General features: G+C 62.5%; 25 protein-coding genes and 5 pseudogenes. 16 read left to right on the top strand and 14 right to left on the bottom strand.

Translation table 11 applies throughout. From position 1 onward, the window contains the following. Positions 1–82 precede the first annotated feature (82 nt). The 12 genes and pseudogenes from AQY21_RS29890 to AQY21_RS19890 form a co-directional block, all read right to left on the bottom strand. Positions 83–364 (bottom strand): annotated as a pseudogene (locus tag AQY21_RS29890) (ATP-binding protein); the annotation flags it as partial. A gap of 231 nt (positions 365–595) precedes the next feature. Next, positions 596–796, bottom strand: a pseudogene (locus tag AQY21_RS29885) (cation:proton antiporter); the annotation flags it as partial. 48 nt (positions 797–844) lie between these two features. Beyond that, positions 845–1,267: a thioredoxin TrxC gene (trxC, locus tag AQY21_RS19935; protein ID WP_058099342.1), complete on the bottom strand. Its 423-nt coding sequence runs from the start codon at positions 1,265–1,267 to the stop codon at positions 845–847. Between the two features lie 52 nt (positions 1,268–1,319). Next, the gene (locus AQY21_RS19930) at positions 1,320–2,162 is read right to left on the bottom strand and encodes an ATP-dependent Clp protease proteolytic subunit (RefSeq protein ID WP_058099341.1); all 843 of its coding nucleotides are present in this window, start codon (positions 2,160–2,162) and stop codon (positions 1,320–1,322) included. Further along, a complete protein-coding gene (locus tag AQY21_RS19925) occupies positions 2,153–2,905 on the bottom strand; it encodes a rhomboid family intramembrane serine protease (RefSeq protein ID WP_058099340.1) in 753 nt (250 codons plus the stop codon). The genes AQY21_RS19930 and AQY21_RS19925 overlap by 10 nt, the downstream gene beginning before the upstream one ends. A gap of 33 nt (positions 2,906–2,938) precedes the next feature. Beyond that, a complete protein-coding gene (locus tag AQY21_RS19920; protein ID WP_058099339.1) occupies positions 2,939–3,499 on the bottom strand; it encodes an NADH dehydrogenase ubiquinone Fe-S protein 4 in 561 nt (186 codons plus the stop codon). Position 3,500: 1 nt separating this feature from the next. Next, positions 3,501–4,121, bottom strand: coding sequence for a hypothetical protein (locus AQY21_RS19915; RefSeq protein WP_058099338.1), 621 nt, complete (start codon positions 4,119–4,121; stop codon positions 3,501–3,503). A 208-nt stretch (positions 4,122–4,329) separates the two neighbouring features. After that, entirely contained in the window at positions 4,330–4,977 is a 648-nt protein-coding gene (locus tag AQY21_RS19910; RefSeq protein ID WP_058099337.1) for an HdeD family acid-resistance protein, read from the bottom strand. 26 nt (positions 4,978–5,003) lie between these two features. Next, positions 5,004–6,146 carry a sigma-70 family RNA polymerase sigma factor gene (locus tag AQY21_RS19905; protein ID WP_058099336.1) on the bottom strand — a complete coding sequence of 381 codons (1,143 nt, stop codon included), beginning with the start codon at positions 6,144–6,146 and terminating at the stop codon, positions 5,004–5,006. 77 nt (positions 6,147–6,223) lie between these two features. After that, a complete protein-coding gene (locus AQY21_RS19900; RefSeq protein WP_058099335.1) occupies positions 6,224–9,118 on the bottom strand; it encodes an ATP-dependent Clp protease ATP-binding subunit in 2,895 nt (964 codons plus the stop codon). 63 nt (positions 9,119–9,181) lie between these two features. Next, positions 9,182–11,014: an ATP-dependent zinc metalloprotease FtsH gene (gene ftsH, locus AQY21_RS19895; protein WP_058099334.1), complete on the bottom strand. Its 1,833-nt coding sequence runs from the start codon at positions 11,012–11,014 to the stop codon at positions 9,182–9,184. A 14-nt stretch (positions 11,015–11,028) separates the two neighbouring features. Then, positions 11,029–11,460 carry a MarR family winged helix-turn-helix transcriptional regulator gene (locus tag AQY21_RS19890; RefSeq protein ID WP_058099333.1) on the bottom strand — a complete coding sequence of 144 codons (432 nt, stop codon included), beginning with the start codon at positions 11,458–11,460 and terminating at the stop codon, positions 11,029–11,031. A gap of 202 nt (positions 11,461–11,662) precedes the next feature. Between AQY21_RS19890 and AQY21_RS19885 the strand changes: the two genes are divergently transcribed. From AQY21_RS19885 to AQY21_RS28045, 10 genes and pseudogenes are all read left to right on the top strand, one after another. Next, positions 11,663–12,088 carry an Hsp20/alpha crystallin family protein gene (locus tag AQY21_RS19885; RefSeq protein ID WP_058099332.1) on the top strand — a complete coding sequence of 142 codons (426 nt, stop codon included), beginning with the start codon at positions 11,663–11,665 and terminating at the stop codon, positions 12,086–12,088. A gap of 14 nt (positions 12,089–12,102) precedes the next feature. Continuing rightward, complete coding sequence (locus AQY21_RS19880) at positions 12,103–12,501, top strand: Hsp20/alpha crystallin family protein (protein WP_028713488.1); 399 nt, start codon at positions 12,103–12,105, stop codon at positions 12,499–12,501. A 20-nt stretch (positions 12,502–12,521) separates the two neighbouring features. Beyond that, positions 12,522–13,013 (top strand): Hsp20/alpha crystallin family protein, encoded by a 492-nt coding sequence (locus AQY21_RS19875; RefSeq protein WP_045983517.1) that lies wholly within the window; start codon positions 12,522–12,524, stop codon positions 13,011–13,013. A gap of 72 nt (positions 13,014–13,085) precedes the next feature. Next, the gene (locus tag AQY21_RS19870) at positions 13,086–14,057 is read left to right on the top strand and encodes a YfdX family protein (RefSeq protein ID WP_058099331.1); all 972 of its coding nucleotides are present in this window, start codon (positions 13,086–13,088) and stop codon (positions 14,055–14,057) included. Positions 14,058–14,278: 221 nt separating this feature from the next. Beyond that, positions 14,279–14,758: a phosphate-starvation-inducible PsiE family protein gene (locus tag AQY21_RS19865; protein ID WP_058099383.1), complete on the top strand. Its 480-nt coding sequence runs from the start codon at positions 14,279–14,281 to the stop codon at positions 14,756–14,758. Beyond that, positions 14,755–15,699 carry a zinc metalloprotease HtpX gene (locus AQY21_RS19860; protein WP_058099330.1) on the top strand — a complete coding sequence of 315 codons (945 nt, stop codon included), beginning with the start codon at positions 14,755–14,757 and terminating at the stop codon, positions 15,697–15,699. The genes AQY21_RS19865 and AQY21_RS19860 overlap by 4 nt, the downstream gene beginning before the upstream one ends. Before the next feature lie 252 nt (positions 15,700–15,951). Beyond that, complete coding sequence (locus tag AQY21_RS19855; protein WP_018000155.1) at positions 15,952–16,347, top strand: transposase; 396 nt, start codon at positions 15,952–15,954, stop codon at positions 16,345–16,347. Further along, positions 16,344–16,691 (top strand): IS66 family insertion sequence element accessory protein TnpB, encoded by a 348-nt coding sequence (gene tnpB / locus AQY21_RS19850; RefSeq protein WP_018000156.1) that lies wholly within the window; start codon positions 16,344–16,346, stop codon positions 16,689–16,691. The genes AQY21_RS19855 and tnpB overlap by 4 nt, the downstream gene beginning before the upstream one ends. Positions 16,692–16,751: 60 nt before the next feature. Next, on the top strand, positions 16,752–18,251 hold the full coding sequence (locus tag AQY21_RS19845) for an IS66 family transposase (RefSeq protein ID WP_058099329.1): 1,500 nt from the start codon (positions 16,752–16,754) through the stop codon (positions 18,249–18,251). Between the two features lie 21 nt (positions 18,252–18,272). Next, positions 18,273–18,578: pseudogene (locus AQY21_RS28045) on the top strand (IS66 family transposase zinc-finger binding domain-containing protein); the annotation flags it as partial. On the opposite strand, the pseudogene AQY21_RS28775 reads toward AQY21_RS28045, so the two are convergent. Then, positions 18,579–18,728: pseudogene (locus tag AQY21_RS28775) on the bottom strand (IS110 family transposase); the annotation flags it as partial. 221 nt (positions 18,729–18,949) lie between these two features. On the opposite strand from AQY21_RS28775, the gene cls reads away from it, so the two are divergent. Further along, positions 18,950–20,368 carry a cardiolipin synthase gene (cls, locus tag AQY21_RS19835; RefSeq protein ID WP_035747392.1) on the top strand — a complete coding sequence of 473 codons (1,419 nt, stop codon included), beginning with the start codon at positions 18,950–18,952 and terminating at the stop codon, positions 20,366–20,368. Between the two features lie 42 nt (positions 20,369–20,410). Here the strand turns inward: cls and AQY21_RS19830 are convergent. Continuing rightward, positions 20,411–20,737 (bottom strand): annotated as a pseudogene (locus AQY21_RS19830) (transposase); the annotation flags it as partial. Positions 20,738–20,772: 35 nt separating this feature from the next. Between AQY21_RS19830 and AQY21_RS28040 the strand changes: the two are divergent. The 5 genes from AQY21_RS28040 to AQY21_RS19805 form a co-directional block, all read left to right on the top strand. After that, positions 20,773–20,970 carry a transposase gene (locus AQY21_RS28040; RefSeq protein WP_238986841.1) on the top strand — a complete coding sequence of 66 codons (198 nt, stop codon included), beginning with the start codon at positions 20,773–20,775 and terminating at the stop codon, positions 20,968–20,970. 60 nt (positions 20,971–21,030) lie between these two features. Further along, a protein-coding gene (locus tag AQY21_RS19820) for an IS3 family transposase (RefSeq protein WP_114669626.1) occupies positions 21,031–22,220 on the top strand; the annotation gives its coding sequence in 2 pieces (ribosomal slippage) (positions 21,031–21,283 and positions 21,283–22,220; 1,191 coding nt in all). Positions 22,221–22,259: 39 nt separating this feature from the next. Next, complete coding sequence (locus AQY21_RS19815; protein WP_058099327.1) at positions 22,260–23,630, top strand: hypothetical protein; 1,371 nt, start codon at positions 22,260–22,262, stop codon at positions 23,628–23,630. Between the two features lie 203 nt (positions 23,631–23,833). After that, the gene (locus AQY21_RS19810; RefSeq protein ID WP_058099326.1) at positions 23,834–24,466 is read left to right on the top strand and encodes a tyrosine-type recombinase/integrase; all 633 of its coding nucleotides are present in this window, start codon (positions 23,834–23,836) and stop codon (positions 24,464–24,466) included. Between the two features lie 372 nt (positions 24,467–24,838). After that, positions 24,839–25,137: DUF262 domain-containing protein (locus AQY21_RS19805; RefSeq protein ID WP_152988287.1), on the top strand; the 299-nt coding region annotated here is incomplete at its 3' end.

The following is a 25,137-nucleotide window of genomic DNA, read 5'->3' as shown; positions in this document are numbered from 1 at the left end:
TTGCCCGCGCCTGCGACCGCCGGGAGGACGTGGCCCGAGCGGGGGTCGCAGGCGCGGGCGGCGATTTTCGAGGAGGGTTTCTGCCGGCCTTTCGGGCGCGGCTTTGAGCGAGACGGTAGCTGTCGCCGTTCATCTCGAGAATGTTGACGTGGTGGGTGATGCGGTTGAGCAGAGCACCGGTCAGTCGCTCGGATCCCAGCGTTTCCGTCCATTCGTCGAAGGGTAGATTTCTGGTGATCAGGGTGGCACCGCGCTCATAGCGTTGCGAGATCAGCTCGAACAGCAACTCCGCACCGGTCTTTGAGAGCGGCACGAAGCCCAGCTCGTCGATGATCAGCAGCTTGTAGGCAGCCATCTGCTTCTGGATCCCAGAGCGTTCGCGCTTGCGAGCACCTTGAGGCACATGGCCGTGGATGACATGGCAACGGCCCCGCCGATGAGGATTGCGGGGACGGGCGCGAGATCGAAGATCAGAATTGTTATCAAAGACACCGTTATCGTCGTGACTGCAACCTGCACGGCTCCAAGACCGAACATGCTTCCTGAGCCTTACGAGCTTCTCGAACGAGAATTCCAGGCCAAGCGCGAACAGCAGGAGTACAACTCCGATCTCGCCAATGCTGCTCAGGGCAGCGTTCTCGGCAAGCAGGCCGAGGCCGGCAGGTCCGATGACTATGCCGGAAAGAATGTAACCGACAATGCTGGGCACGCCGATCCGTGAACATATCGTCACGAGCACGAACGCGGCAAAGACCAACAAGGCCGCACTCTCGACAAATCCGGTCACGCCATGCATGTTCTTCTCCTGATGGCATGGCGCAGGGAAGGCCAATACCTGTAAACTCTAGACGTGCGAGCGCGCCCACAGCGCTATCTGCGCGGTAGGCATCGCACCGCTCGTCCTCGCAATTTCCTTCCCGCTCCTGAACAGGATCATAGTGGGGATGCTGCGGATCCCGTGGCGGCTGGCGATTTTCTGTTCGGCTTCCGTATCGAGCTTACCAAGGCGGAAATTTGGCTCGAGCGACTGCGCCGCCGCCTCGAATTGGGGCGCCATCATCTTGCATGGCCCGCACCACTCAGCCCAGAAATCGACCAGCAATGGCAGTTCGGCATTCGCATGACGGTCAAAATTACTCGCTGTAAGCGTGACGGGCCTGCCTTGAAAGAGGGGCGCGCCGCAGCGTCCGCAATTGGGATTATCGGTCAGGCGCTCTTGCGGCACTCTGTTGGTGGAATTGCAGTGCGGGCAAGCGACCGTGGGCATCCTGTATCCTTTCGTTGACGAGCCGGTCCTGGCGGCCGGCTGATGCAAGCATTCAGCGCGTGGACATGGCGCGGCGCGCCTCTCGTTGCCGCGGCTCGGGCAGGTATTCCACGCCACCGCCCTGGCGCCGAACCGGCTGCGGATAGAGCGTCATCAGCTCCAGTATTTCCTTGGGCATGTCCGTTCTGACGGGCAGGCCCATGTCCCGGGCCTCTTCGGCAGAGATGGGATAATCGTGGGTCCAGGTGCCTGTCGCCAGCTTTGCCGCCAGCGCCACCGCACGGTCCTCGTCCATCTTGTCGGACAAAAGACGCTTCGCGAACGCCTCGATCTGCGCAATGGCCTTGCGACCGACGTCGGCCATGATGAGAGTCTGGTCGTCGATCTCGGCGATGGGTTTCTCCTCGACGACTTTGAGGAGCGAGGCGGCCGGCAACTGGCCAAGTTGCGGATCGACGGGTCCCAGCACGGAATGCTCGCACATCACGATCTCGTCGGCGGCAAGCGCGATCAACGTGCCGCCCGACATCGCGTAATGCGGTACGAACACGGTGACCTTGCCCTTGTGGCCCTGAATGGCCCGAGCGATCTGGGTTGCTGCCAGCACAAGGCCGCCCGGTGTATGCAGCACGATGTCGAGCGGCACTTCGTCGTCGGTCATCTGGATCGCGCGCAGGACTTCCTCCGAATCATTGACGTCGATGTAGCGCATCAAGGGGAATCCCAGCAGGTTCATCGTCTCCTGCCGATGGATCAGCAGGATGACGCGACTGGCACGCTTCTTCTCGATACTGGCGATCTTGCGTACGCGCATCGCCTCAAGATATCTGCGCTGCAGAACCGGCTGCAGCGCCGAAATGATGAAGAACAGCCAGAAAAGCTGCATTATATCCATGGACCTTGTCCCCCTTCCCGTCGGCCATCCGGCAGAAAGCCATAGATGCCCTCGTCGCGATAATAATGGCGATAGGTGGCTGCCCGCCTTCGCAGGAGTGGCGTGACAATCCAACCGGCGACAAACCCGCCGATATGCGCCCACCAGGCGATCCCGCCCGTGGCCTGATCGCCGCCGAGCGACAGAAAGCCGGGAATGACCTGCATGAAGAACCAGATCATTGCGAAAATGAACGCGCGCACTTCGAAGAACAGCGGAATGAACAGAATCGGCACGATCACCACCAGCCGAGCCGCCGGAAACATGCGTGCGTAGCAACCGATCACGCCCGCGATGGCCCCCGATGCGCCAAGCGCGGGAACGACTGAGTGGGGGTTCGCCAGCGCGTGAGCCAGTCCGGCCGCTACACCACAGAACAGATAGAACAGTGTGAATCTACCCGGTCCGAGCCGATCTTCGACGGCGGGGCCGAAGATCCAGAGCGTCCACATGTTCAAGATGAGGTGCAGCCAGCCCCCGTGCAGGAAGATATTGGTCAGGAATGGGGTCCAGTCGGACGGGGCGACGAGGCTCAGCTGTCCGAAGAAGCGCGAGGGCACCAGCGCGAACTCGAACAGGAACCAGTCCAGCACGCGCGGCGGCAGGCTGGTCTGATAGAGAAACGCGACGACGTTCATGCCGATGACCGCCCATACGATGACGGGGGAGTAGCGGCGCGCGACGCTGTCAAGATAGGGAAACAAGCCGCAGATCCTCGCTCGCGCTGGCCATTCCGTTCATTGTTCTTTCCCGGCTATCGTCACGCCCGTCCAGGCCGGCGGATCGGAGGCCGGGAAGGATTCGAGCGAGGCTTCGAGGACCGGATCGAAACTCTCCCTGTCGCTGGTAGACGGGTCGGCCGTGCTCTCATGCTGAACGCCTCTTGAGAGGCGGCGATCGGGGCGGAACGCGACCCGGAAGGCTCCCGGGGCATCGACGCCCCTGTGCAGCCGGTGGCGCGTCTCACCCGCCCAAGGGTTCGCCATCCGGGCTCCCCCAGCGTCCTCGCGCACGACATAATGCCAGTCCTGCCGCTCGGCGAAGTCCACGGCGCTGTCCCGGTCGGGGAACTTCAGCCGGATCGGGCGATAGGCGTCGCCGCTTGCCGTCCATCCCATCAGCGGCTCGACCTGCGGCGGCCGGGACGGCTCGAACTCGAGAACCCAGTAGCTGGGCCGGGGCGCCGATGTCATTGCGGAACGCGCCGGGCGATAGATGATCGCGGTCGGCACGTCCCACGACCGCAGGTCGGTTCCGGGGATTCTCGGCGGAAACGGTGGGCGGTTATGGCCGCGCATGTTAGATCTCCCGGGTGTCGGTTGATGCGAGAAGGTGACGTTCGAGATCGTCGAGTTTTTCCATTCGCCTCGAATTCAGGCGAACGGCGCGTTCGGTGTTCTGCGAAGGAAAGGCAGCAGCGTGCAGGACGTCCGACCGCATCGCTATCGTGAGATCGGCGACGGCATTCATCACGCCCTCTCCGTCCCCGTCCGAGAGCGTGCCGTCAGCAAAACCGGACTGCAAGCTCTCCAGTACCTGCTCGAAGCTGGACACGACCCCTGCACTCGCGACCACAGCCAGCTTGTGGCTGAGAACACGCAGTTCATCGATCAGCTTCGCATCGTGCCTTGCGGTTTCCACGATCTCTGCGACCTTCTCGATACAGGCCATGTAAATGTCGCATTGCTGCTGGAGGATGATGACCCTTCCTTCCTTGCGAAGCTCGAGATCGGTCTGGCGATTGAGAAGCGCCGCGGTCAGAATGATCGTCACGACAGCGCCGAGGAAGATGAGCGTCATCTCCTGCGCGAAAGGCAGCGTGTCTTCGGCAAGATACATCGAGCGAAAAAGGAAAACGATGCCGATGCCCAGGGAAGCGGCCGCAGCAGCAAGTGCCAAGTCGGGCAGGCGGTTAGACATCAGCACCTCGCATTTTCGGTGTCAGGGGTCATGCACGGCGTTGCATCGGCGCGCGCCTCTGCGCCCGGGTGCCGCAGGAAGATCGGCGTCGGACCGCTGCCGAACGGATTGAAGCCGGCGCTAAGGCAACGGTCGAAAATCGTTTCATCCCATCGGGTGAAATCGTTCTCGCCGCCGGCAAGGCGCCGGTCATCTGCCACAGCGCACATCACATCTGCGCCGACCGGGGCTGGCCGGCGATGGTGCCGTCATTCGGGCGATCCGCCTTGCGCAGCCGCAGCCCGAGGAGGATCATCATCACCCCGAAGATCGCGGCGTAGAAGCCGATCAGCCAGCCGAGCGCGAGGAAGCTTTCGAGCGGGCGCGTCAGCAGCATCCAGGTCACGACGACACCGAGAACGACCGAGACGAGGCCGCTCAGGATCAGCCAGATCTCGCCCTCGATTTCCTTGCGCAGGCGGATCGCTGCCGCGATCTCGAGGGCACCCGAGAACACGGACCAGAAGGCGATGCTGGCCCAGAGGAATGTCGCAAGCACAAGAGTCGCGACAAAAGGCGAGACAACCACGACGACGCCCGTGGCGATGCCCAGAATGCCGCTGAACATCAGCCAGCCCCAGCGTTCGCCCTTGCGGATGTTACGTATCGCGGCGACGAGGCCGAACACGCCGTCGGCAAAGGCGAACGCGCCGAAGACCAGCGTGAGCGCCAGAAGCGATTCCGCAGGCATGACGAAGGCTAGCACTGCGATGATCAATGCGAGCACGCCGCGTAACACGAATGCCCACCAATTCCGGGACAGGCTGCACAGCATGTCCTGCATCTTGTCGGTCGGGTTTTCAGAGGCTGTGGTCATTGGTCGATCTCCTATTCAGTTCCATGTCAGGTGTCGGAGCCGGCCTCCTCGCCGGTTAGGGCGGCGGCCACGCGGCGGCGATCCTCGATCGGCTGAGGCAGACGCTGCGTGTGAGCGATTTCCCGTTCGATGGGCGCGCGGCCTGATGGATCTCTGACCAACCCGGCTTCGGCAAGCCTCGCGCGTAGTGTCGCGCCCGCATTTTCTGCGATCTCGGCGACCACTGTCTCGGTCAGGCCGAAAAGGTCTGCCGTCTCCGCGATCGTAGCGTTGTCGAGGTGGAGCCGATAGAGAACGCGGCGTTCGACCGACGGAAGATCGGCGATTGCCCGGTGCAGCACCATGGCGATCTTATGCCGATCCGCTTGGCTCTCGGGGTCTGTGCCGCCGTCGTCGGCGAGGAGGTCCTCCAGCATCAGCACTTCGTCGGGCTGGTAGAACTCGAACATCGCCTGATCCGCCTCGGTCGGATCCTCCGCCGGGGCCTCGGGTTCCGCCTCGATGGAGGCGGCATCCTCAGGCACGGCGCGGCGGGCGGCGCGGGATTCTTCCTCGATGGTCTCAAAAGCCAGCCGTTTCAGCCAGTCGCCGACGGAAAACTCCGAGGGCCGATCCTCGAAGCGGGCCAGCCCCTTGAGGATCGTCGCATCGACAAGATCGCGAACGCTGAGGTAACCCTCCGGCACAGATCCGCTGCATTCGAGATAGGTCAACTCGCGCCTGACGGTGTCGTAGACCGTATCGAGATGATCCTCGATCAGGTCGAAGAAGAGTTGGCGCCGCTCCGCCTCCGCCGCATCCCGCGCGGGCGGCAGCGGGGCGCCGATCCGGCGCCGGCGGGCGGGACGCTTGTACTCCGGCTCGTGCTTGAGGCGCGCCACATGCCGATCGACCTGGTGGCGCAGGTCGGCAAAGGCCTTGCGCAGGACAGGCTCGATCTCGAATCCCTCTTCCCGCGCCGCGATCACGCCCGACGGCAGTTGCAGGCGCAGGCTGACTTTGATGCGCTTCTTGCCCCTCGTCTGCGAGGCAACGACTTCGAGCCGGACCAGATCCTCGCGAAAGCGCGCAAGGTGCGGTTCAAGTTGCCGCACCTCCTCCTCGATGACCTCAGGCGCGCGCTGTTGGCCGTGCCGGTCGAGATTGCGGAATGATCTAATGACGTTCATGCCGTGGACCTTCCTATAACTCTCCGAAGAGATGGTCCGGCGCGACCGATATCGCGCCGGGCCAGTCTTTTGCGCTGTCACTCGGCGGACTTGTCGTCCTTGGACTGCACCTCATCCCCAACGCTGGGCTTCGGAACATCCGTCTTGTTTTCGGCAACTTCGCTGGGCTCCTCGATCCCGGCCTTGGCCTGATCGTCCGGGCTGTCGTCACCGGTGTCCTTTACGATCTTTTCGAACACGACCCTCTGTTCGTCTTCCGACCAGGCGACGCGGACCTTGTCACCATCCTCGATCCGCCCGGAGAGCATCTCGCGGGCCAACTCGGTCTCCAACTCCGACCGGATCAGCCGGCGCAGCTCGCGGGCGCCGAATTCGGGGCGGAAGCCGACCGCGCCGAAGTGATCCACGACGCTCACGTCGAATTCGAGTTCGACGCCCTGGGTAAGAGCGGTCCGCTTCACCCGGTTGAGCTGCAACTCGACGATCTGGCGGATCTCCGACTGATTCAGCGAATGAAAGACGATGATCTCGTCGATCCGGTTGATGAACTCTGGCCGGAAATGACCGCGCAACACCTCCATCAGTTCGGATTTCTGCTTGGCCTCGTCGAACTCACTGCTACCGCGTTTCGTGAGGTTGCGCTGGATGATGTCCGAACCGAGGTTCGAGGTGGCGATGATGATGGTGTTAGTGAAGTCCACCACGCGGCCCTTGCCATCTGTCAGGCGGCCATCGTCGAACACCTGAAGCAGGATGTTGTAGACATCGGGATGCGCCTTTTCGATCTCGTCGAGGAGCACGACCGAGTAGGGCCGACGGCGCACCTTCTCCGTCAGCTGCCCGCCTTCGTCGTATCCGACGTAGCCCGGAGGTGCGCCAACCAACCGGGCAACCGAGTGGCGCTCGCCATACTCCGACATGTCGATACGGATCAGCGCATCCTGGTCGCCGAAGATCACCTCCGCGAGCGTCTTGGCCAGTTCCGTCTTGCCAACCCCGGTCGGCCCGAGGAACAGGAAGGTCGCGGTCGGACCGGAACCTTCGCGCAGACCCGCTCGCGCCAGGCGCACCGCATCGGCCACGGCGCGGATCGCTTCTTCCTGGCCGATGACGCGCTCGTGCAGCTTCTCCTCGAGCTTGAGGAGCTTGTCCTTCTCCTCGGTGGTCAGGTCCGTGACCGGAACGCCGGTGATCTTGGAGACGATCTGCGCGACGTGATCGGCGCGCACCTCGGCGGTCGCCGAAGCCTGGTCGCGCTTCCAGATTTCCAGAAGCTCGTCCAGCTCCTTCTGCTTCTGCTCGAGTTCCTTCTTCAGTTCCGCTGCACGGTCGAATTGCTTGCGGGCTGCGGCATAGTCCTGTTCGCGCTTGATCTGCGCGACCTCGGCTTCGAGCTCCTGCACGTCCACGGGCCGAGCAGTGGCCGAGATCTTCACCCGCGCCGCGGCCTGGTCGATCAGGTCGATCGCCTTGTCGGGCATGAAGCGACCGGTGATATAGCGATCCGAAAGCTCCGCGGCGGCGATGATCGCCTCGTCGGTGATCGTCACCTTGTGGTGGCTTTCGAGCGTGTCGCGCAGCCCGCGCAGAATCATGATCGTCTGTGCGACCGTGGGCTCGTCCACATAAACCGGCTGGAACCGTCGCTCGAGCGCCGCGTCCTTCTCGATGTATTTCTGGTACTCGTTGAGCGTCGTCGCGCCGATCAGGTTCAGCTCGCCCCGCGCCAGCGCCGGCTTGAAGGTGTTGGCGATGTCGAGACCTCCTTCGCCACCGCCCTGGCCGGCGCCGACGATGGTGTGGATCTCGTCGATGAAGAGAATGAGGCTGTCCTTCTCCTCGGTGATCTCCTTGAGGATCTTTTGCACGCGCTCCTCGAACTCGCCGCGATACTTCGACCCGGCCACCATCGAGTTGATGTTGAGCTCGACCAGCCGCTTGTCGCGCAGCGCCTCGGGCACTTCGCCCGCGACGATCCGTTGTGCAAGTCCCTCGACGATGGCGGTCTTGCCCACGCCGGGCTCGCCGATCAGCACCGGGTTGTTCTTTTTCCGGCGGGCCAGCACTTCGATCGTCGTCTCGATCTCGCGGGCGCGGCCGATGACGGGATCGAGCTTGCCCTCGCGCGCGGCCTTGGTGAGATCGCGGCTGAACTGGTCGAGATCGGGGGTGTTCGACGGAGTCTCGACGCGGCCTTCCTCGGCACCCTTGCCGACCACCTTCGTCACCTGCTGACGCAGCGCCTGCGGCGTCAACCCCAGCTTGCGCAGCATCGCCGCCGCGAGGCCTTCGCCCTCTTCGGCAAGGCCGATCAGCAGGTGCTCGGGGCCGACATAGGAATGGCCGAGTTCGTTCGAGGCGATGAAGGCCCGGTTCAGCGCGTCCTTCAGGCGAGGACTTACGCCGATTTCGCCTTCCGTCTTGGCGTCTCCACGCTTCGCTTCCTTCTCGATCTGGCGCCGCAGATCGTCCACATCGACCTTGAACTGTTCCAGGATCGTCTTGACGACGTCAGACGAGGTCAATGCCAGAAGCAGATGTTCGGTATCGACCTCGCTGCGCCCGAATTCCCCGGCCTTCTGTGCTGCATCCTGCAGCAGCTTGTTGCCCTGTTCGCTCAGCCGGTCGGCGATGGTGCGTCCGCCGCCGCGCCGCGATCCACGCCGCGGCGCGCCCTCCCCGAAGGTGGCATCCACGACGTCGTCCTCACCCGCGCCCGTGGCGCCCAGTGCACCACCCCGCAGCGGGCTGTCGCTGAACAGGCTGCCGAACCCGCTATCGCCGAAGAATTCGTCAAAAAGGGAATGTCGTCCGAACAGGGACTCCAGCGGCGATGCGCTGCGGCCCGACCGGCGCACCATTTCGCGGTAGTGCTGATCGCACAGCTCCATGTTCTGAACTTTGCCGTTCACCGAGGCGCGCACGCGCGCCGTCGCCGGGCGACCGCAAATATCGCAAGCTCCGTTTGCCATTCGTCTTCTCCGTTTCTTTATCCAGTCAGGGTTGTCCGCCGATCATCTGCGTCAGTGACGGTGTCACGCAGCGACTGCTTCCGTTCTTTTCACCTTGGACCCAATTGCCACCAGTTCGGGCTCGTCCAGTGTCTCCCGTTGCAGGAGATCCTGCGCCGATTGCTCGAGCAGCGCCCGGTTGGCTTCGAGAAGCGAGACGGTGCGCTTGAACACGCCATCCACGATGTCGCGCACCTTCGCGTCCATCCGCTCGGCAGTGGCCTCGCTGTAGCGGCGGTTCAGCCACGACGACTGGTCGCCGGTGCCGAGAAAGCCGGGCCGATCGGTGTCGTAGCTGACATGCCCGAGGTCTTCGTCCATCCCGTACCGCGCGACCATGGCGCGGGCGATATCGGTGGCCTTGACCAGATCGTCCGCCGCCCCGGTCGAGAGGTGGTCGTAGACAATCTTCTCGGCCGCGCGCCCGCCCAGCAGCACGGCGATCTTGTTCTCGAGTTCCTCCCGCGTCATCAGGAAGCGGTCCTCGGTCGGGCGCTGGATCGTGTAGCCGAGCGCGCCAATTCCGCGCGGTATGATCGAGACCTTGTGCACCGGGTCCACCCCCGGCAGAGCCATCGCCACCAGCGCGTGCCCCATCTCGTGGTGCGCCACGATCTCGCGTTCGCGCGGGTTCAGAACGCGGTTCTTCTTTTCCAACCCTGCGATGATGCGCTCGACGGCATTGTTGAAGTCGTCCATCGTCACCGCATCGGCCTTGCGGCGCGTGGCAAGCAGCGCAGCCTCGTTGACGAGATTGGCGAGGTCCGCCCCGGAAAAGCCGGGAGTAAGCGCTGCGACCTTCTCGGCATCGACGTCCGGGGCGAGCTTCACCTTTTTCATGTGAACGCCGAGAATCTGCACACGTCCCTTCTTATCCGGCCGATCCACCAGCACCTGCCGGTCGAAGCGTCCCGCACGCAGCAGCGCGGGGTCGAGGATCTCGGGTCGGTTGGTGGCGGCCAGGAGCACGATGCCCACCGAAGGGTCGAAGCCGTCGAGCTCGGTCAGAAGCTGGTTCAGCGTCTGCTCACGCTCATCGTGGCCGCCAGCGATCTGGCCGGAGGAGCGCGCCCGCCCGAGAGCGTCGAGTTCGTCGATGAAGATGATCGCCGGCGCGGATTTCCGAGCCTGCTCGAAGAGGTCGCGCACCCGCGCGGCACCGACGCCCACGAACATCTCGACGAACTCGGAGCCCGAGATCGAAAAGAAGGTCACGCCGGCCTCGCCTGCCACTGCGCGCGCTAGAAGCGTCTTGCCGGTGCCCGGCGGCCCGACAAGCAATATGCCTTTGGGGACATGTGCGCCCAGCTTTCCGTATTCGGCGGGGTTCCTGAGGAACTCTACGACCTCCTCGAGCTCGGCCTTGGCCTCGTCCACACCGGCCACGTCGGCGAAGCTGACGCCGGTTTCTTTTTCCATGTAAACCTTGGCCTTGCTGCGGCCGACCTGCATGAAGCCGCCAAAACCCTGTTTGTCGGCGAACTTACGGAACAGCAGCATCCAGATTCCGAAGAAGACAAGCGCTGGCGCCACCCAGGAAATCAGCGTGCCGAGAAAGGTGTTCTGAGGAACGCCCGTGATCTCGACGCCGGAGCGGTCGATCCGCTGCAGGATCGCGGGATCCACGACCGTGGTGACGAACTGGCTCTTGCCGTCGACGGGGTCGGTGAAGGTGCCGGTGATGGTGTCCGCGCCGACCGCGACGGACGCGACCCTGCCATCCTCGAGATAGCTCTCGAACTGGCTGTAGCTGATCGGTGCGACGGATTGCCAGCCGGCGATCAGGTTCTGGATGAAAAGCACGGCTATGAAAGCCACCACCCAGTACCAGATGTTATATTCGGTCTTCCTTTCCATGCCGCTTGTCCCTTTCACTGGCGCCCGAGCCGCGCCTTGATCCGCTCGAGCAGCGCCAGCAGGATGCGCCTTTCGTCTGCCGACAGATCCTGCAGGATTTCATGTTCGAGCGCCGATTGCCGCGGCGCGAGTTCCTCCAGCATCGCCCGGGCCTTCGACGTTGCGGTGACGATCTGCGACCGCCTGTCGTCGAGCGAGGGCGACCGCTCGACCCAGCCGCCCCGGACCATGCGATCGACGAGCTGGCCCGCAGTGGCCGGGCCGACCTCAAGTCGGTCGGCCAGATCGCCGATGGTCAGCCCGGGCGCATCCTCGACATGCGCCGCCGCCATCCAGGACAGGCGGGTCAGGCCGCTGTCGCGGATGTCTTGGTCGATCCGCTGCTGGATGAGCTGCGCGACCCGGTGGATCGTCGTCCCGATCAGCGCGATGTCCGAAGAGATCATAGGTATCCTTCCTCCGGTGGCATGAGACACAGGATAGACCGCACTCCATCCAAAGTGCAATGCAAGCATCATACATGCTTGCATAATAAATGGATCTGCCTATCTTGATGGGCGGTCTCCGAACCGACATCCAGCCGGCACCGTTGCCCGGTCGGACCATGCCGCCGGTTCGGGGGCATCGATCAGCTACAGGAGGCCAGCAATGCTCTATCCGACATATCTGCGCCGCAGCGATCCCTTCGCGCTGATGCGCTCCATGATGCGCGATCTCGACCGCGGCTTCTTGCCCCCGTCCCGCGCGGCGTTCCCGGCGGTGAATGTGTGGCAAGGCTCCGAGGCCGTTGCCGTCACCGCTGAACTTCCCGGCATCGAACCGGGCGACATTGAGATTTCGGTTAAGGACAACGTCCTGACGCTTTCGGGCGAACGCAAGGCGCCCGAGGTTCCCGACGGTGCGCGCTGGCACCGCAACGAACGCAGTTTCGGCAGGTTTTCCCGCACTATCCGCCTGCCGTTCGCGGCCTCGGATGACAAGGTCGAGGCGAGGATGACGAACGGCGTATTGCGGATCGTCATCTCCCGGCCCGAGGAAGAAAAGCCGAAGAAAATCGAGATCAAGGCAGCCTGAGAGGAGCTGGAACGATGAGCACCGACATCACGCAAGCCGCCGAAAAGACGCCGACCGACTCGCCCGAGACCACCGGCGGCGGACGCATCTACCGCCCGTTGACCGATATCGTCGAGACCGATCAGGGTGTCTCCATGATGCTTGAAATGCCTGGGGTCGCCGCCGATGCGGTCGAGATCACGCTCGAAAATCGTGTGTTGACGATCCGCGGCAAAGTTGACCCGGTGCGGCCGGAAAACCTCGAACTTGCCTATGCCGAATATGGCGAGGGCGATTTCGAGCGTGCCTTCACGCTTTCCGAGGACTTCGACCCCAACAGGATCGAAGCCGAGATGCGTGGAGGTGTCCTCACCCTGACGCTCCCCCGAGCCCCTGAAGCGCAGCCGAAAAAGATCGCCGTCAAGGGCGCCTGAAAACCGAAGGAGACCATATCATGCAGATCAAAGACCTCATTCCCTGGGCGCGCAAGGACGGCGCGCCAGATGCCAAGAGCAGCGAAGACAACCCGATCGCGACACTCCAGCGCGAAATGAACCATGTGTTCGAGAACTTCTGGAACCGCGTCGGTCATTTCGAATGGCCCTTTGGCAGCGGCGAAGCGAAATCCGACGTGGTCGAGACCGACAAGGCGATCGAAGTATCGATCGAGCTGCCGGGCATGGAGATGAAGGACATCGAGGTGACGGTCAACGATGACATGTTGACTGTGAAGGGGGAGAAGAAGATCGAGCGCCAGGAGGAGAAAAAGGGGTATTACCTGTCCGAGCGCAGCTACGGCGCGATCTACCGGACAATTCCGCTCCCTCCCGGTGTGGATGGCGAAAAGGCGCAGGCATCCTTCAAGAACGGGGTTCTGACGATCAAGCTGCCCCAGACTCCCGAGGCGCAGGCCAAGGTCAGGAAAATCGCGGTCAAGGAGGCCTGAGCCGGGCATTGATCGTACCAACTCTGCGGCGAAACCGCCGTAGAACCAATCGCAGCCGAAAGGAACAGACTGATGAAACTCAGGAATCTTTACGCGGGAACAGCTTTGGCCCTGCTGATTGTCAGCGCCGGCCCTTCCTGGTCTCAGGATACGGCTCAGGCGGAAGCTGAAGCGCAGGCGGTCAACCGGGAGCAGGTCGAAGAGAGCGTGACCGCCGAAACCGATTCACAGCTCGCCGATAAACGCACCGCCGTGATCCAGGAGGCGGTCGACGCGCTCCATGAAACGAACGCTGCGATCGCCGCGATCGAGAAGGGCGATACAGATGCGGCGATTGCTGCGCTCGCGTTGGCCACGGGGAAGCTCGAGACCGTCGTCGCGCGTGAACCGGATCTCGCTTTGGCGCCCGTACGGGTCGATCATATCACCTATGACGTTCTGGGCAGCGTCGAAGCCGTCCGAGAACTCGGCAAACAGATCGAGGACTTGGTCGACGATGGGAAGTTCCAGGAAGCGAGACCGCTGCTGAGCGGGTTCGCGTCCGAGGTTGTCATCCGGACAACCAGCCTTCCGCTTGCGACCTATCCCGACGCGATCCTTGCAGCGACGGCACTGCTTGATGACGGAAAGACCGACGAAGCGATGACGGTACTCAACGCCGCACTGAGCACCCAGGTGGTGACCGACACAGTGGTCGCCCTGCCTCCGCTCAGAGCCGTAGCGATGATCGAGAAGGCCAAAGCTCTGCTCAATGACGACGGTGAGGCGGCAAACGACAAGGCCGCTACTGAAGATAAAGCCGCTACTGAAGATAAAGCCGCTACTGAAGATGCCGATCTGACGGCCGCCGACTATGTTGAGGCGGCACGCCAGGAACTCAAAATCGCCGAAGCGCTCGGCTACGGCCGCGAAAGCGATTTCGAGGATCTGCATGAGGCGCTGGATGAGTTGGACCGTCAGATTGAGGCGCAGGAGGATACCGGAGGGATCTTCGAAACGATTGCGACCCGGTTCGAGGAACTTCGAACGCGCATCTTCAACTAAAAGAGAACCTCTAATGGAGCCCCGCCGCAAACGAGACCAGCGGCGGGGCTCTTTCGCAGGAAGACTGAGGAACGATCGATAGTCTGGGCCCAAAGTCCCGGTTCTCGACACATAACAATTGGTTCCTGGCTCCATCGCAGGTAAAGAATTCCCGAATGATCCCGGTCTGCGGCGAAGCCAGGGAGAGCTTGTCTATTCGGGGGGAACTTCGAGGGGTACTGATGAAAGACCTGAAACCATCCGGGCTGACCCGTGAACAATGGTCGGCGATGACGCTCTACGAGAAGTTCGAACAGGTCGTCATTTTCGTCCTCAGCGCCATCATTGCGGTTATCGTCGTGGCGTCGGTTTGGGCGCTGATGCGCGAGGTCGTGAACCGGTTGGTCTTGGGAGCGTTCAACACGCTCGATTACGCCACCTTCCAGGTGGTGTTCGGAATGATCTTCACCGTTGTAATTGCGCTCGAGTTCAAGCGTTCCCTTCTTGTGGCGACAGAACGCAGCTTTGGGATCCTCCAGGTCCGCACGATCGTGCTGATCGCGCTCCTCGCCATCGCGCGCAAATTCATCATCCTGGACGTCGGCGAGACGGAATCATCCAAGATTGCCGCACTCGCGGGCGCGGCGCTTGCGCTCGGGGTTGTCCATTGGCTCGTGCGCGATCAGGACCGACGCGAACTCGGAGGCCACGAGACGCGATGACCGCGGCCTCCGCCAGCCACCGCCTGCTCAATTTCGTGCAATCGGCGCTGCTGCTCGGACTCATGGCGGCGCTCGCCTGGGTTTCGGTCACCGTGATCCTGGGGCCCGGAACGGGGCTGCTCGTCGCGCTCGGCATGGTCGCCGGCCTGTTTCTGGCCCCCGACCTGTCCCGACGAATGCTGCTGTCGGCCTATCGCGCCCAGCGTCTGACGGGGCGCGAGGCCCCCGGTCTCATCGCAGCACTTGCCGAGCTCGCGCGCCGCGCCGGCCTGCCGCGCACCCCGGCGCTTTATCGCGTCCCGAGCCGGCTGCCGAACGCCTTTGCCATGGGCAGCCCCGAGGACAGCACGATCTGCGTCACCGACGGGCTGCTCGAGATCCTCGACGGCCGCGAACTTGCCAGCGTCCTCGCGCACGAGATCGGCCACATCGCCCATCGCGACCTCTGGATCATGGGGCTCGCAGATGTGATGTCGCGGCTGGTGTCGCTGGCAAGCTGGATGGGACAGTTGCTTGTGCTGGTGAACCTGCCGCTCGTGATGGCGGGCATGGTCCATGTGCCCTGGTCGGTCGTGGTGCTCCTGATCTTCGCGCCCACGCTGATGGCGCTGATCCAGCTCGGGCTGTCGCGCACCCGCGAATACGATGCAGACCGGGTGGCGGCGGACCTGACCGGCGACCCCGAGGGGTTGATCGGCGCGCTCGGCAAGCTCGAGCGCCGCGTCGGCCGGTTCTGGGAGGACATCTTCCTGCCCGGCAGACGCATCCCCGAACCCTCGCTGCTGCGGACGCATCCGCCGGTAGAAAGCCGGATCGCGAGGCTCCGCGCGCTGGCCCCCAGCCGAACGCTTTCCGTCCCGCCGATGGCCGGGCACGCGATGCCCGCACTGACGTCGCCACAGGCTCAACCGCGGTTCAGGTCCTTCGGATTTTATTGGTAAGGCAGCCGGACGGCTGACGGAAACGCACGTAAGTCATTGCTTTGTAAAGTAAATCAGTGGAGAAGGTTGTCTTTCAGACCCATCCCCTCCGTAAGCGTCCGGCCTGACCGCCCTGCCGCGTGGTGAAAGAGGCGGATAGTGTCCACCATTGATAGTGGACACTATGGTGATGGCGTGGCGCGTCGGACGAAGCGACTTTGGACGGTAAGCGTCCGGCCTGACCGCCCTGCCGCGTGGTGAAAGAGGCGGATAGTGTCCACCATTGATAGTGGACACTATGGTGATGGCGTGGCGCGTCGGACGAAGCGACTTTGGACGGATGAGGAGAAGCGTTCGATCTGTTTCCAGACGGCGGCGCCGGGCGTTTCCGTGGCTCAGGTGGCGCGGCGCTACGCGGTGAACGCGAACCTGATCTTCAAGTGGCTGCGCGATCCCCGTTATGCGCCGGACCCCACCTCGGTTGCGCGCCCAGCAGAGGAGGCGCGGTTTCTGCCCGTAGAGATCGTCGCGGAGACCAGGTCTACTCCGGCGGCACCTGCCGCCGAGAACCACATCGAGATCGAGCTGGCGGGCGGTCACCGGATGCGGATCAGCGGCAGCTATGATCCTGAGGCGCTGGCGCGGCTGATCCGGGGACTTTCGGCGTGATCCCGGTTCCGGCCAACACGCGGGTCTGGCTGGCTGCCGGGGTCACCGACATGCGCAAGGGCTTTGCTTCCTTGGCGGCGCAGGCCGAGGCGGTGCTGAAGCAGGATCCTTTCGGCGGGCATCTCTTCGTCTTCCGCGGCCGTCGCGGTGATCTGGTGAAGGTCATCTGGTGGGATGGCCAGGGGGCCTGCATGTTCATGAAGCGGCTGGAGCGGGGCCGGTTCGTCTGGCCCTCGGCCAAGGAGGGGAAGGTGGCGCTGACACCGGCGCAGTTGTCGATGCTCCTGGAAGGGATCGACTGGCGTGCCCCGGAGCGAACGTGGCGGCCCTTGGCAGCGGGATAATCAGGGGGGGGCCACAAGAGAATGATTCCCATAAGGAATCCCGTGGGATAAACTCCTTGCATGCTCGATCAGACCCTGACCCTGCCGGAAGATCCCGAGGAGTTGCGCAGCTTCACCGCGCGGCTTCTGGCCGAGGTGAAGGCGCAGGCGATCCTGATCGAGAGGCTGCGGCACCAACTGGCCGGGCACCGGGCACACCGGTTCGGCGCGTCCTCGGAGACGGCAGAACAGCTTCAGTTGGCTCTTGAGGCCAGCGAGATCGCGGCCGCCGCGATGACGGCGCGGATGCGTCTGCCGGACATCGAGGAGAAGGGCAAACCCAAGCGCCGTCCGATCCCGGATCATATCCCCCGGATGGAGGTGGAACTGATGCCCGGCGCCGATGCCTGTGCCGATTGCGGCGGTCGCCTGCGCCGGATCGGCGAGGACGTCACGGAAGAGCTGGAGTATGTTCCTGGGCGCTTCATCGTGAACCGGATTGTCCGCCCCCGGCTGACCTGCGCTTGCTGCGAACGCTTCGTCCAGGCCCCGCTGCCGTCGCGCCCGATCGAGCGCGGTCGCCCCGGGCCGGGTCTGCTGGCCCATGTGCTGGTCAGCAAGTATGCCGACCATCTCCCCCTCTATCGCCAGAGCCAGATCTTCGGCCGCGAAGGGCTCGATCTCGACCGATCGACCCTGGCCGACTGGGTCGGCAAGACCACCACCCTTCTGGAGCCACTGGCCGAGGCCATCGGGCGCCATGTCCTGTCGGCCGAGGCGATCTTCGCCGACGATACGCCGGTGCGGATGCTGGCGCCCGGCACCGGCAAGACCCAGACGGCCCGGCTCTGGACCTATGCCCGCGATGAGCGCCCATGGGATGGCGATGCTCCGCCTGCCGCATGGTATCGCTTCTCGGGCGACCGCAAGGGTCAGCACCCCAAGGATCATCTGGCCCGTTTCCGCGGCTGGATGCATGCCGACGGCTATGCCGGGTTCGAGGATCTCTACCGTTCCGGCGCCATCCGCGAGGTCGCCTGCATGGCCCATGTCAGGCGCAAGTTCGTGGACATCCACCGATCGCAAGGTTCGCCGATCGCTGAGGAGGCCATCGGCCGCATCGCCCGGCTCTATGCCGTCGAGAAGGAAGCCCGAGGTTCGCCACCGGACCGCCGCGCCGAACTCCGTAAGGCACATGCCGCCCCGGTCTTCGATGACCTGGAAGTCTGGCTGGCCATGCAACTCACCACGATCTCGGGGAAATCCCCGCTAGCGGCCGCCATCCGATACGCCCTCACCAGGATGGAACGCCTGCGCCCCTACCTCGACAACGGCATCCTCGAACTCGACAACAACGCCGCCGAACGCGGCATGCGCGCCATCGCCCTCGGGCGGAAAAACTACCTATTCGTCGGTTCCGAGGCAGGTGGAAAGGCCGCCGCCATCGCCTACACCCTGATCGAAACAGCCAAGCTCAACGTCAGCGATCCCCATGCCTGGCTCGCCGACACCCTGGCCCGTATCCCTGATTACAAGATCACAAAGGTCGATGACCTGCTGCCTTGGAAATGGCCCGGGTAGCGCTCAGGCCGGACGCTTACGTTCGAACTGGCGCTGGAAGATCTGGAAACTGCGATGGCGGTGATCCATGCCGAAGAGGATGCCGAGGATTGGGCCGCCAAGCGCCCTGCCAAACCGCGTGCCGCCAATCGTGGATCGCTGCCAAAGCACCTGCCGCGCATCGAGGAGGTCATCGAACCGGACAGCCTGACCTGCGCCTGCGGCGGCTGCTTGCACTGCATCGGGGAAGATGTCTCGGAACGGCTCGACATCGTGCCCGCCCAGTTCCGTGTCATCGTCACCCGCCGCCCGAAGTATGCCTGCCGCTCCTGCACCGATGGCGTCGTCCACCACGCAGGGCGGCAACTGACCGAAAAACGCCAGCACTTGGTCCCGTCTCAGCTTCTTGCGCAGCAACGCGCGCCCGGATGCATCAGCCCCATGCGCCTGAAACACATTCTTCGCCAGGTCGAGCCCAACCGTGATAATCTCCGACATGACCGCTCCTCTCTGTGGATCCTCGCAGACCCACCTTGGCACAGCGATGCCGTCGGGGGGCGGTCACATCATCAACGCCCCTGACTGGAGCCAACGTTACATGCCCGGAGCCCGCTGCTCGGCAATTTCCACCACCTTCGCGACACGACCATTTCCGTTTCTAAAATCGCTGCTACGATAAGCGCGCTATTTTACTCTTTGACTCGGGAGCCGCTCGCCAGGTGACGACAGTTCTTGCGACAATACTGGCTGTTTTTGGCGCCTTGGCAGTCGCCTATTGCGTCTGGGCCGCGATTGCATCGGCGCGCACGCCACAGGGTGCAGCCGCTTGGGTCGTCTTTCTCGTTTCATCGCCGTGGTTCGGCGTTCCAGCCTTCCTTGTGCTCGGTCGCCGCAAAGTCCGCGACTATCGCGCGGCATGGCGAGAAAGCCATGACCTGTTCAGCATACAAGATACCGAAGCGAGCAGAGGCACCCTCCCGTTTGAACGGGAGAAAACGCTGCGCGCGCTCGAACGCATCGGGGGACTGCCCTTTACCGGCGGAAATGAGGTCCGGCTGCTGATCGACGGCGGCGCGACCTTCGATGCCATCTGCGCAGTGGTCGACAGCGCGCGCGAAAGCGTATGTGTGCAGTTCTACATCATACGAGACGACGGGCTTGGACGGCGCTTGGCGGATCACCTCGTTGCTGCCGCCGCGCGCGGCGTGAAGGTCCGCGTGATGTATGACGGGGTGGGCAGCCAGAAACTGCCGGAGGCCTGGGCCGCCAGATTGCGCGACGCCGGTGTCGCCGTGCTGAACCCGGATCACTCCAGAGGTCCAACATCGCGGTTGGAGATCAACTTTCGTAATCATCGCAAAACGGTTGTCGTCGACGGTGACGTGGCCTTTGTCGGCGGGCACAACGTGGGCGACGAGTATCTCGGCCTTGACCCGCAGTTCGGCCGCTGGAGAGACACACATGTCGAGATCCGGGGGCCGGTCGCGGGGCAGATACAAGCCGTTTTCGCGGAGGACTGGCATTGGGCCAGCGGCGAGTCCCTGACGGACGATTTGCCATGGGAGGCGGGTGACGCGACGGACCCGGAAAACGCGACGCTTGCAGCCCTAGTGCCAACGGGGCCCGGAGACCCGATCGACAGCGGTAGCCTGATGTTCTTCACCGCGATCACGGCTGCCCGGGACAGGATCTGGATCGCCTCGCCCTATTTCGTACCGGACACCGACATCATGTCCGCGCTCGTCTCTGCGGCCCTTGCAGGTCGGGATGTGCGGATTCTGCTCCCCTCCACGATCGACCATTATCTGCCGTGGCTCGCTTCGCACGCCTATTTCGACGAATTGCGTGCAACAGGCGTGCGGTTCTTCCGCTATTGCGACGGCTTTTTGCACCAGAAGGTCATTCTCGTGGATGACGATCTGGCAGCGGTCGGGACCGCGAACCTCGACAACCGTTCCTTCCGGCTCAATTTCGAGAGCATGGTCTTCGTCGCAGACGGGGCCTTTGCGTCCGACGTGGAGCGCATGCTGTCTGACGATTTTGTACAGAGCGATGAACTGATCAGCGCGCTTGTCGATCAGCCGCTTCACATCCGGATCAGTTCGCCTCTTGCGCGGCTTTGGGCACCGCTTCTTTGAGAGTAATGAGGATTGTCAGCTAGGGTCCAGACTCATTGAATTTCACAGCCAGAACAAGACGGTTGCGGCGAGCATGATCGCGGAGAAGAAGGTTTCCGGGCAGCGGTCGTATCGGGTGGCGACGCGCCGCCAATCCTTCAGACGGCCGAACATGATCTCGATGCGGTTGCGCCGTTTGTAGCGCCGCTTGTCGTATTTGACGGCCTTCCTGCGGGACTTTCGACCGGGGATGCAGACCTTTATCCCCCTGTCTTTCAACGCTTCTCTGAACCAATCAGCGTCGTAGCCCCTGTTAGCCAGCAGCCAACCCGCCTTCGGCAGACTGCCCAGAAGAGCCGCGGCGCCTGTGTAGTCGCGTAAGCGTCCGGCCTGACCGCCCTGCCGCGTGGTGAAAGAGGCGGATAGTGTCCACCATTGATAGTGGACACTATGGTGATGGCGTGGCGCGTCGGACGAAGCGACTTTGGACGGATGAGGAGAAGCGTTCTATCTGTTTCCAGACGGCGGCGCCGGGCGTTTCCGTGGCTCAGGTGGCGCGGCGCTACGCGGTGAACGCGAACCTGATCTTCAAGTGGCTGCGCGATCCCCGTTATGCGCCGTGACCTGCCCCGGGATTTTTCCTCCAGATGCGATTAGAGTCCGGCCCAACTTGAGGACGGACAATGAAGCGAACGAGATTCACGGACGAACAGATCATCGGCATCCTGGCAGAGCATGAGGCAGGCGCGAAGTGCGCTGACCTGTGCCGCAAGCACGGCATGTCGGAAGGCACCTTCTACAACTGGAAGGCCAAGTTCGGCGGCATGACGGTGTCGGAGGCGAAGCGGCTGAAGGGGCTCGAGGATGAGAACGCCAAGCTGAAGAAGCTGCTGGCCGAGCAGATGCTGGATCTGGCGGCGATGAAGGACCTGGTTGCAAAAAAGTGGTAGGGCCCGCCGTGAAGCGTGAAGCCGTTGCGTATCTTCGGGCCGAGCATGGCCTCTCGGAACGGCGGGCCTGTCACATCGTCGGCGCGGATCGAATGATGATCCGCTATCGATCCCGACGCGCGCCGGATACGGCGTTACGCGGTCGGTTGCGGGACTTGGCCAACGAGCGCCGGCGGTTCGGTTACCGGCGCTTGTTCGTATTGCTGCGCCGCGAGGGCGAGCCCTCGGGGATCAATCGGATCTATCGGCTCTACCGCGAAGAAGGGCTGACGGTGCGCAAGCGGAAGGCGCGGCGCAAGGCGGTCGGAACACGGGCCCCTATCCTGGTCGAGGCGCGGCCCAATGCACGCTGGTCGCTGGATTTCGTCCATGACCAGTTCGATTGCGGGCGAAGATTCCGGGTGCTGAACATCGTCGATGACGTGACCCGGGAATGTTTGGCGGCGATCCCGGACACCTCAATCTCGGGGCGGCGCGTGGCGCGAGAACTGGCCGCCCTGATCGAACGCCGCGGAAAGCCCGGGATGATCGTCTCTGACAACGGCACCGAACTGACCAGTAACGCGATCTTAACCTTTGCCGCCGATCGCGACATTGAGTGGCATTACATCGCCCCGGGCAAGCCGATGCAGAACGGATTTGTGGAAAGTTTCAACGGGCGGATGCGGGACGAGCTGCTCAACGAGACCATGTTCCGCAACCTGGCCCATGCCCGTATCGTGATCGCCGCCTGGGCTGCCGACTACAACACCGAACGCCCGCACTCGGCCTTGGACTACCAGGCCCCGGCTGACTACGCGCGGACCCTGACCGCCGCAATCGCCCGCCCCGCTGCGCGAGATGAAAGCTCCGCGCGTCGGGCGATTGCTCAACCTGCGCCAATTGGCGTAAACACTAACCGGGCTCCGGTCGCGGCTGGATGAAAGTTCAGGGGCAGGTCAGTGTTGGAAGGGTTGCGGCCGATGTTGCGGCAATTGGCGGTCTATGCCCGTGACCTTCCCACCCCGCTCGCATTTGAGCCGTTCGCGGTAGTGGCCAAAGAAGCCGACCGCCGCGCCGAAGTGTTGCGCAACTTTCTGCCGCTGGACGCCACTATCGCGGCGCTCGATACAGATTGGGAGGACATCCAATTTGCGCTAGACCATATCGCGACGCTGACCGCGAGCGTGGAGGCACTGCCGGAGCCGACCGACCGCGATGCGGCGCGCGATTACCTGACCGTCGGGCAGGAACGCTTGGAAGCGTGGCGTCAGGCGATGACGAAATATGCGGCGGGGAAAGCCAAGGCCGACACCGCCGCCAAGGTCCATGCGCTGTATGGCACAACTACCGACAAGGCACTCGAGGCCATTTACAAAGACGTAGAGGCGGAATTTCGAAGCTATTATCGTGACATCAACGGCGACGATGAAAGCAAGTTTGAGGCTCAGCTTACGCCCTCGCTTGGCAAACTGGGCTTCGAGGTCGATTTCTATGGCAAGGGCTTCTTCCCTCCGGGTGCGTATCACAGCGAAGGCCATCAGGACGGTATGGGCTTGTGTCTCTACCTCGCTTTGATGAAGCATTTGCTCGGCAATCAGTTCACGTTCGCCGTTCTGGACGATGTATTAATGTCGGTCGATGCTGGGCACCGGCGCGAAGTTTGCACACTGCTCAGAACCAAGTTCCCCACCACCCAGTTCGTGCTCACCACACACGACCCGGTGTGGCTCAACCACATGAAAAGTAGCAAGCTCATCCCGGCCAAGAGCGCGATAACCTTTCGCAAATGGCATGTCGATCATGGCCCGAAGGAATGGAAACAGACCGATGTATGGGCCGAGGTTGATGCGCTGGTCGCGGCGAATGAGATACGCGCCGCTGCCAGTCAGCTGCGGCATTACCTCGAATATATTGCAGCGGAATGGTCTGCTCGGCTGGGCGGGCGCGTCGAATATCGCAGCGATGGTAAATACGACTTGGGCGACCTAATGCCCGCCGCGATCAGTGCAATGAACGAAGTCTACAAGAAAGCCAAAGTGACCGCGCAAAGCTGGAGCGACAACACCCGCTTTGACGAGATCAATGCCTGCCATGTGACCTTCGCCAATGCCGTTACCCAATCTCAAAGTGAGCAATGGGAAATCAATCCGGCAGTCCATTACAACGAGTGGGTCAACCTCCAGCGGCAGGATTTCGAGCCGGTAGTTGCCGCTTTCAAACAGTTAGAGCTCGAATTTGAATGCCCTACCTGCGGCGAACATATATATGTTGTAAAGGCTGGCAAAACGAAGGAATCTGCACGCTGCGGGTGTACCAAGATCAATTTGAATTTGAAGCCAAAGTCCAAGTAGGTCGCGCCGCCTAAATGCCGATTGCTGCAGGACGGAGGTCCTGGTCCTGTGAGGAAAGATCAACCGGCCCTTCACCCTTGCCGCAGCGAAGGGCCGCTTCCCGCCCGCGAGACTGCACGGAACGACTCAGGCATCTCGTGATACTATCGATTCTGTCGGATCATCCGAAGTCAGGGTGGGGCTGGAGGACAGGAGGTAACGCTATGTCCACCGACTATCTTCCTGCGATCCGGCCCGAACGTCCTGCCTGGAACAAGGGGCGCATCATCGGCCAGAAGCGCCCCCTGCTGCCGAAACACGTATGGTCGATCCGCGTCCGCCTAGAGATGGCGGATAACCGACGCGACTTAGCGTTGTTCAACATGGCGGTCGACAGCAAACTTCGGGGTTGCGACTTGGTCTGCCTGAAGGTCCGGGACGTTTTCGCAGCGGGGAGGGTGAAGGAGCGCGCCTCGGTCACCCAGAGCAAGACGGGCAAGCCGGTCCGCTTCGAGATCACCGAAACGACACGCCAGTCGCTTGAACGCTGGATCGCCGATCCAGAGATGCTTGGGCTGGAGCATCTCTGGCCCAGCCGTCTCCACCACAGTGCTCATCTGTCGACGCGACAGTATGCCCGCATCTTGCGTGAATGGGTCACATCGATAGGGCTCGAGCCGAGCGCCTATGGCACGCATTCGATGCGTCGGACAAAGGTGGCGCAAATCTACAAGAAGACCGGTAACCTGCGTGCAGTTCAGCTTCTGCTGGGTCACACCAAGATGGACAGCACTGTTCGATACCTCGGTGTCGACCTTGACGACGCGCTAACCCTGTCAGAGGGGATAGACCTGTAGTCTGGAAGCCCGGTCGACGGGTTTCCTGCCGACCGGCCCGTAGCAGACGGTCGGGGGCCACGAGGTCGCGTATCCGAAAGAGAATGATGGCGGCGGGCACGGCAAGAGATCGGAGCCGGTCCTTCTTCGGCCGGCCAGGCGCAACCTCCGATGTGAGGCAGCATTCCCGAAAACTGTCGCTCAGGCTGCGGGGGGCGCTGCTTCCCGCCCGTCGAGTTTTCGACCGCTGCATCAAGCTTGTTCACGCCCGCCTTGCGCTCACCATGGCCTCAAGCAGCCTCGCGAGGCTGTCGCTGCTGCTTGGCGTCTGCTCATTGACGGCGGCATGGAAACTCGTGAATGTGAGGAAATTCCTATCAAGGAGGCGATACAGTGAACGAACAGATCGAGGGTGAAGAACTCACCACCGAAGAAGAGAACGACGAAACACCATTCGTTGAGTTTGACATATCTGTTTCACCGGCGGATCCGACGCTCGAGCTTCTGGCAAACAAGATGAATGAAGGCGACATAATAGTCCCATTCTATCAACGGAAATACGTTTGGAAGATCGAACAAGCCTCACGTCTTATTGAGTCATTTTTGATGGGCCTGCCTGTTCCGCAAGTTTTTCTATATGTAAATGATGATGATCAACTCGAGATAATTGWCGGACAGCAGCGCATCACATC

It is taken from the genome of Paracoccus sp. MKU1 (assembly GCF_001447385.1).
In the GTDB taxonomy this organism is placed as follows: Bacteria; Pseudomonadota; Alphaproteobacteria; order Rhodobacterales; family Rhodobacteraceae; genus Paracoccus.
The sequence above is the reverse complement of the archived record's forward strand: the minus strand, read 5'-3'. Positions and strand labels throughout refer to the sequence as shown.

Coding starts and splice junctions, on each gene's coding strand:
- trxC (WP_058099342.1), bottom strand. CDS start 1,267: ATGCCCACGGTCGCTTGCCCGCACTGCAATTCCACCAACAGAGTGCCG.
- AQY21_RS19930 (WP_058099341.1), bottom strand. CDS start 2,162: ATGGATATAATGCAGCTTTTCTGGCTGTTCTTCATCATTTCGGCGCTG.
- AQY21_RS19920 (WP_058099339.1), bottom strand. CDS start 3,499: ATGCGCGGCCATAACCGCCCACCGTTTCCGCCGAGAATCCCCGGAACC.
- AQY21_RS19915 (WP_058099338.1), bottom strand. CDS start 4,121: ATGTCTAACCGCCTGCCCGACTTGGCACTTGCTGCTGCGGCCGCTTCC.
- AQY21_RS19910 (WP_058099337.1), bottom strand. CDS start 4,977: ATGACCACAGCCTCTGAAAACCCGACCGACAAGATGCAGGACATGCTG.
- AQY21_RS19905 (WP_058099336.1), bottom strand. CDS start 6,146: ATGAACGTCATTAGATCATTCCGCAATCTCGACCGGCACGGCCAACAG.
- AQY21_RS19900 (WP_058099335.1), bottom strand. CDS start 9,118: ATGGCAAACGGAGCTTGCGATATTTGCGGTCGCCCGGCGACGGCGCGC.
- ftsH (WP_058099334.1), bottom strand. CDS start 11,014: ATGGAAAGGAAGACCGAATATAACATCTGGTACTGGGTGGTGGCTTTC.
- AQY21_RS19890 (WP_058099333.1), bottom strand. CDS start 11,460: ATGATCTCTTCGGACATCGCGCTGATCGGGACGACGATCCACCGGGTC.
- AQY21_RS19885 (WP_058099332.1), top strand. CDS start 11,663: ATGCTCTATCCGACATATCTGCGCCGCAGCGATCCCTTCGCGCTGATG.
- AQY21_RS19880 (WP_028713488.1), top strand. CDS start 12,103: ATGAGCACCGACATCACGCAAGCCGCCGAAAAGACGCCGACCGACTCG.
- AQY21_RS19875 (WP_045983517.1), top strand. CDS start 12,522: ATGCAGATCAAAGACCTCATTCCCTGGGCGCGCAAGGACGGCGCGCCA.
- AQY21_RS19870 (WP_058099331.1), top strand. CDS start 13,086: ATGAAACTCAGGAATCTTTACGCGGGAACAGCTTTGGCCCTGCTGATT.
- AQY21_RS19865 (WP_058099383.1), top strand. CDS start 14,279: ATGAAAGACCTGAAACCATCCGGGCTGACCCGTGAACAATGGTCGGCG.
- AQY21_RS19860 (WP_058099330.1), top strand. CDS start 14,755: ATGACCGCGGCCTCCGCCAGCCACCGCCTGCTCAATTTCGTGCAATCG.
- AQY21_RS19845 (WP_058099329.1), top strand. CDS start 16,752: ATGCTCGATCAGACCCTGACCCTGCCGGAAGATCCCGAGGAGTTGCGC.
- AQY21_RS19815 (WP_058099327.1), top strand. CDS start 22,260: ATGTTGCGGCAATTGGCGGTCTATGCCCGTGACCTTCCCACCCCGCTC.
- AQY21_RS19810 (WP_058099326.1), top strand. CDS start 23,834: ATGTCCACCGACTATCTTCCTGCGATCCGGCCCGAACGTCCTGCCTGG.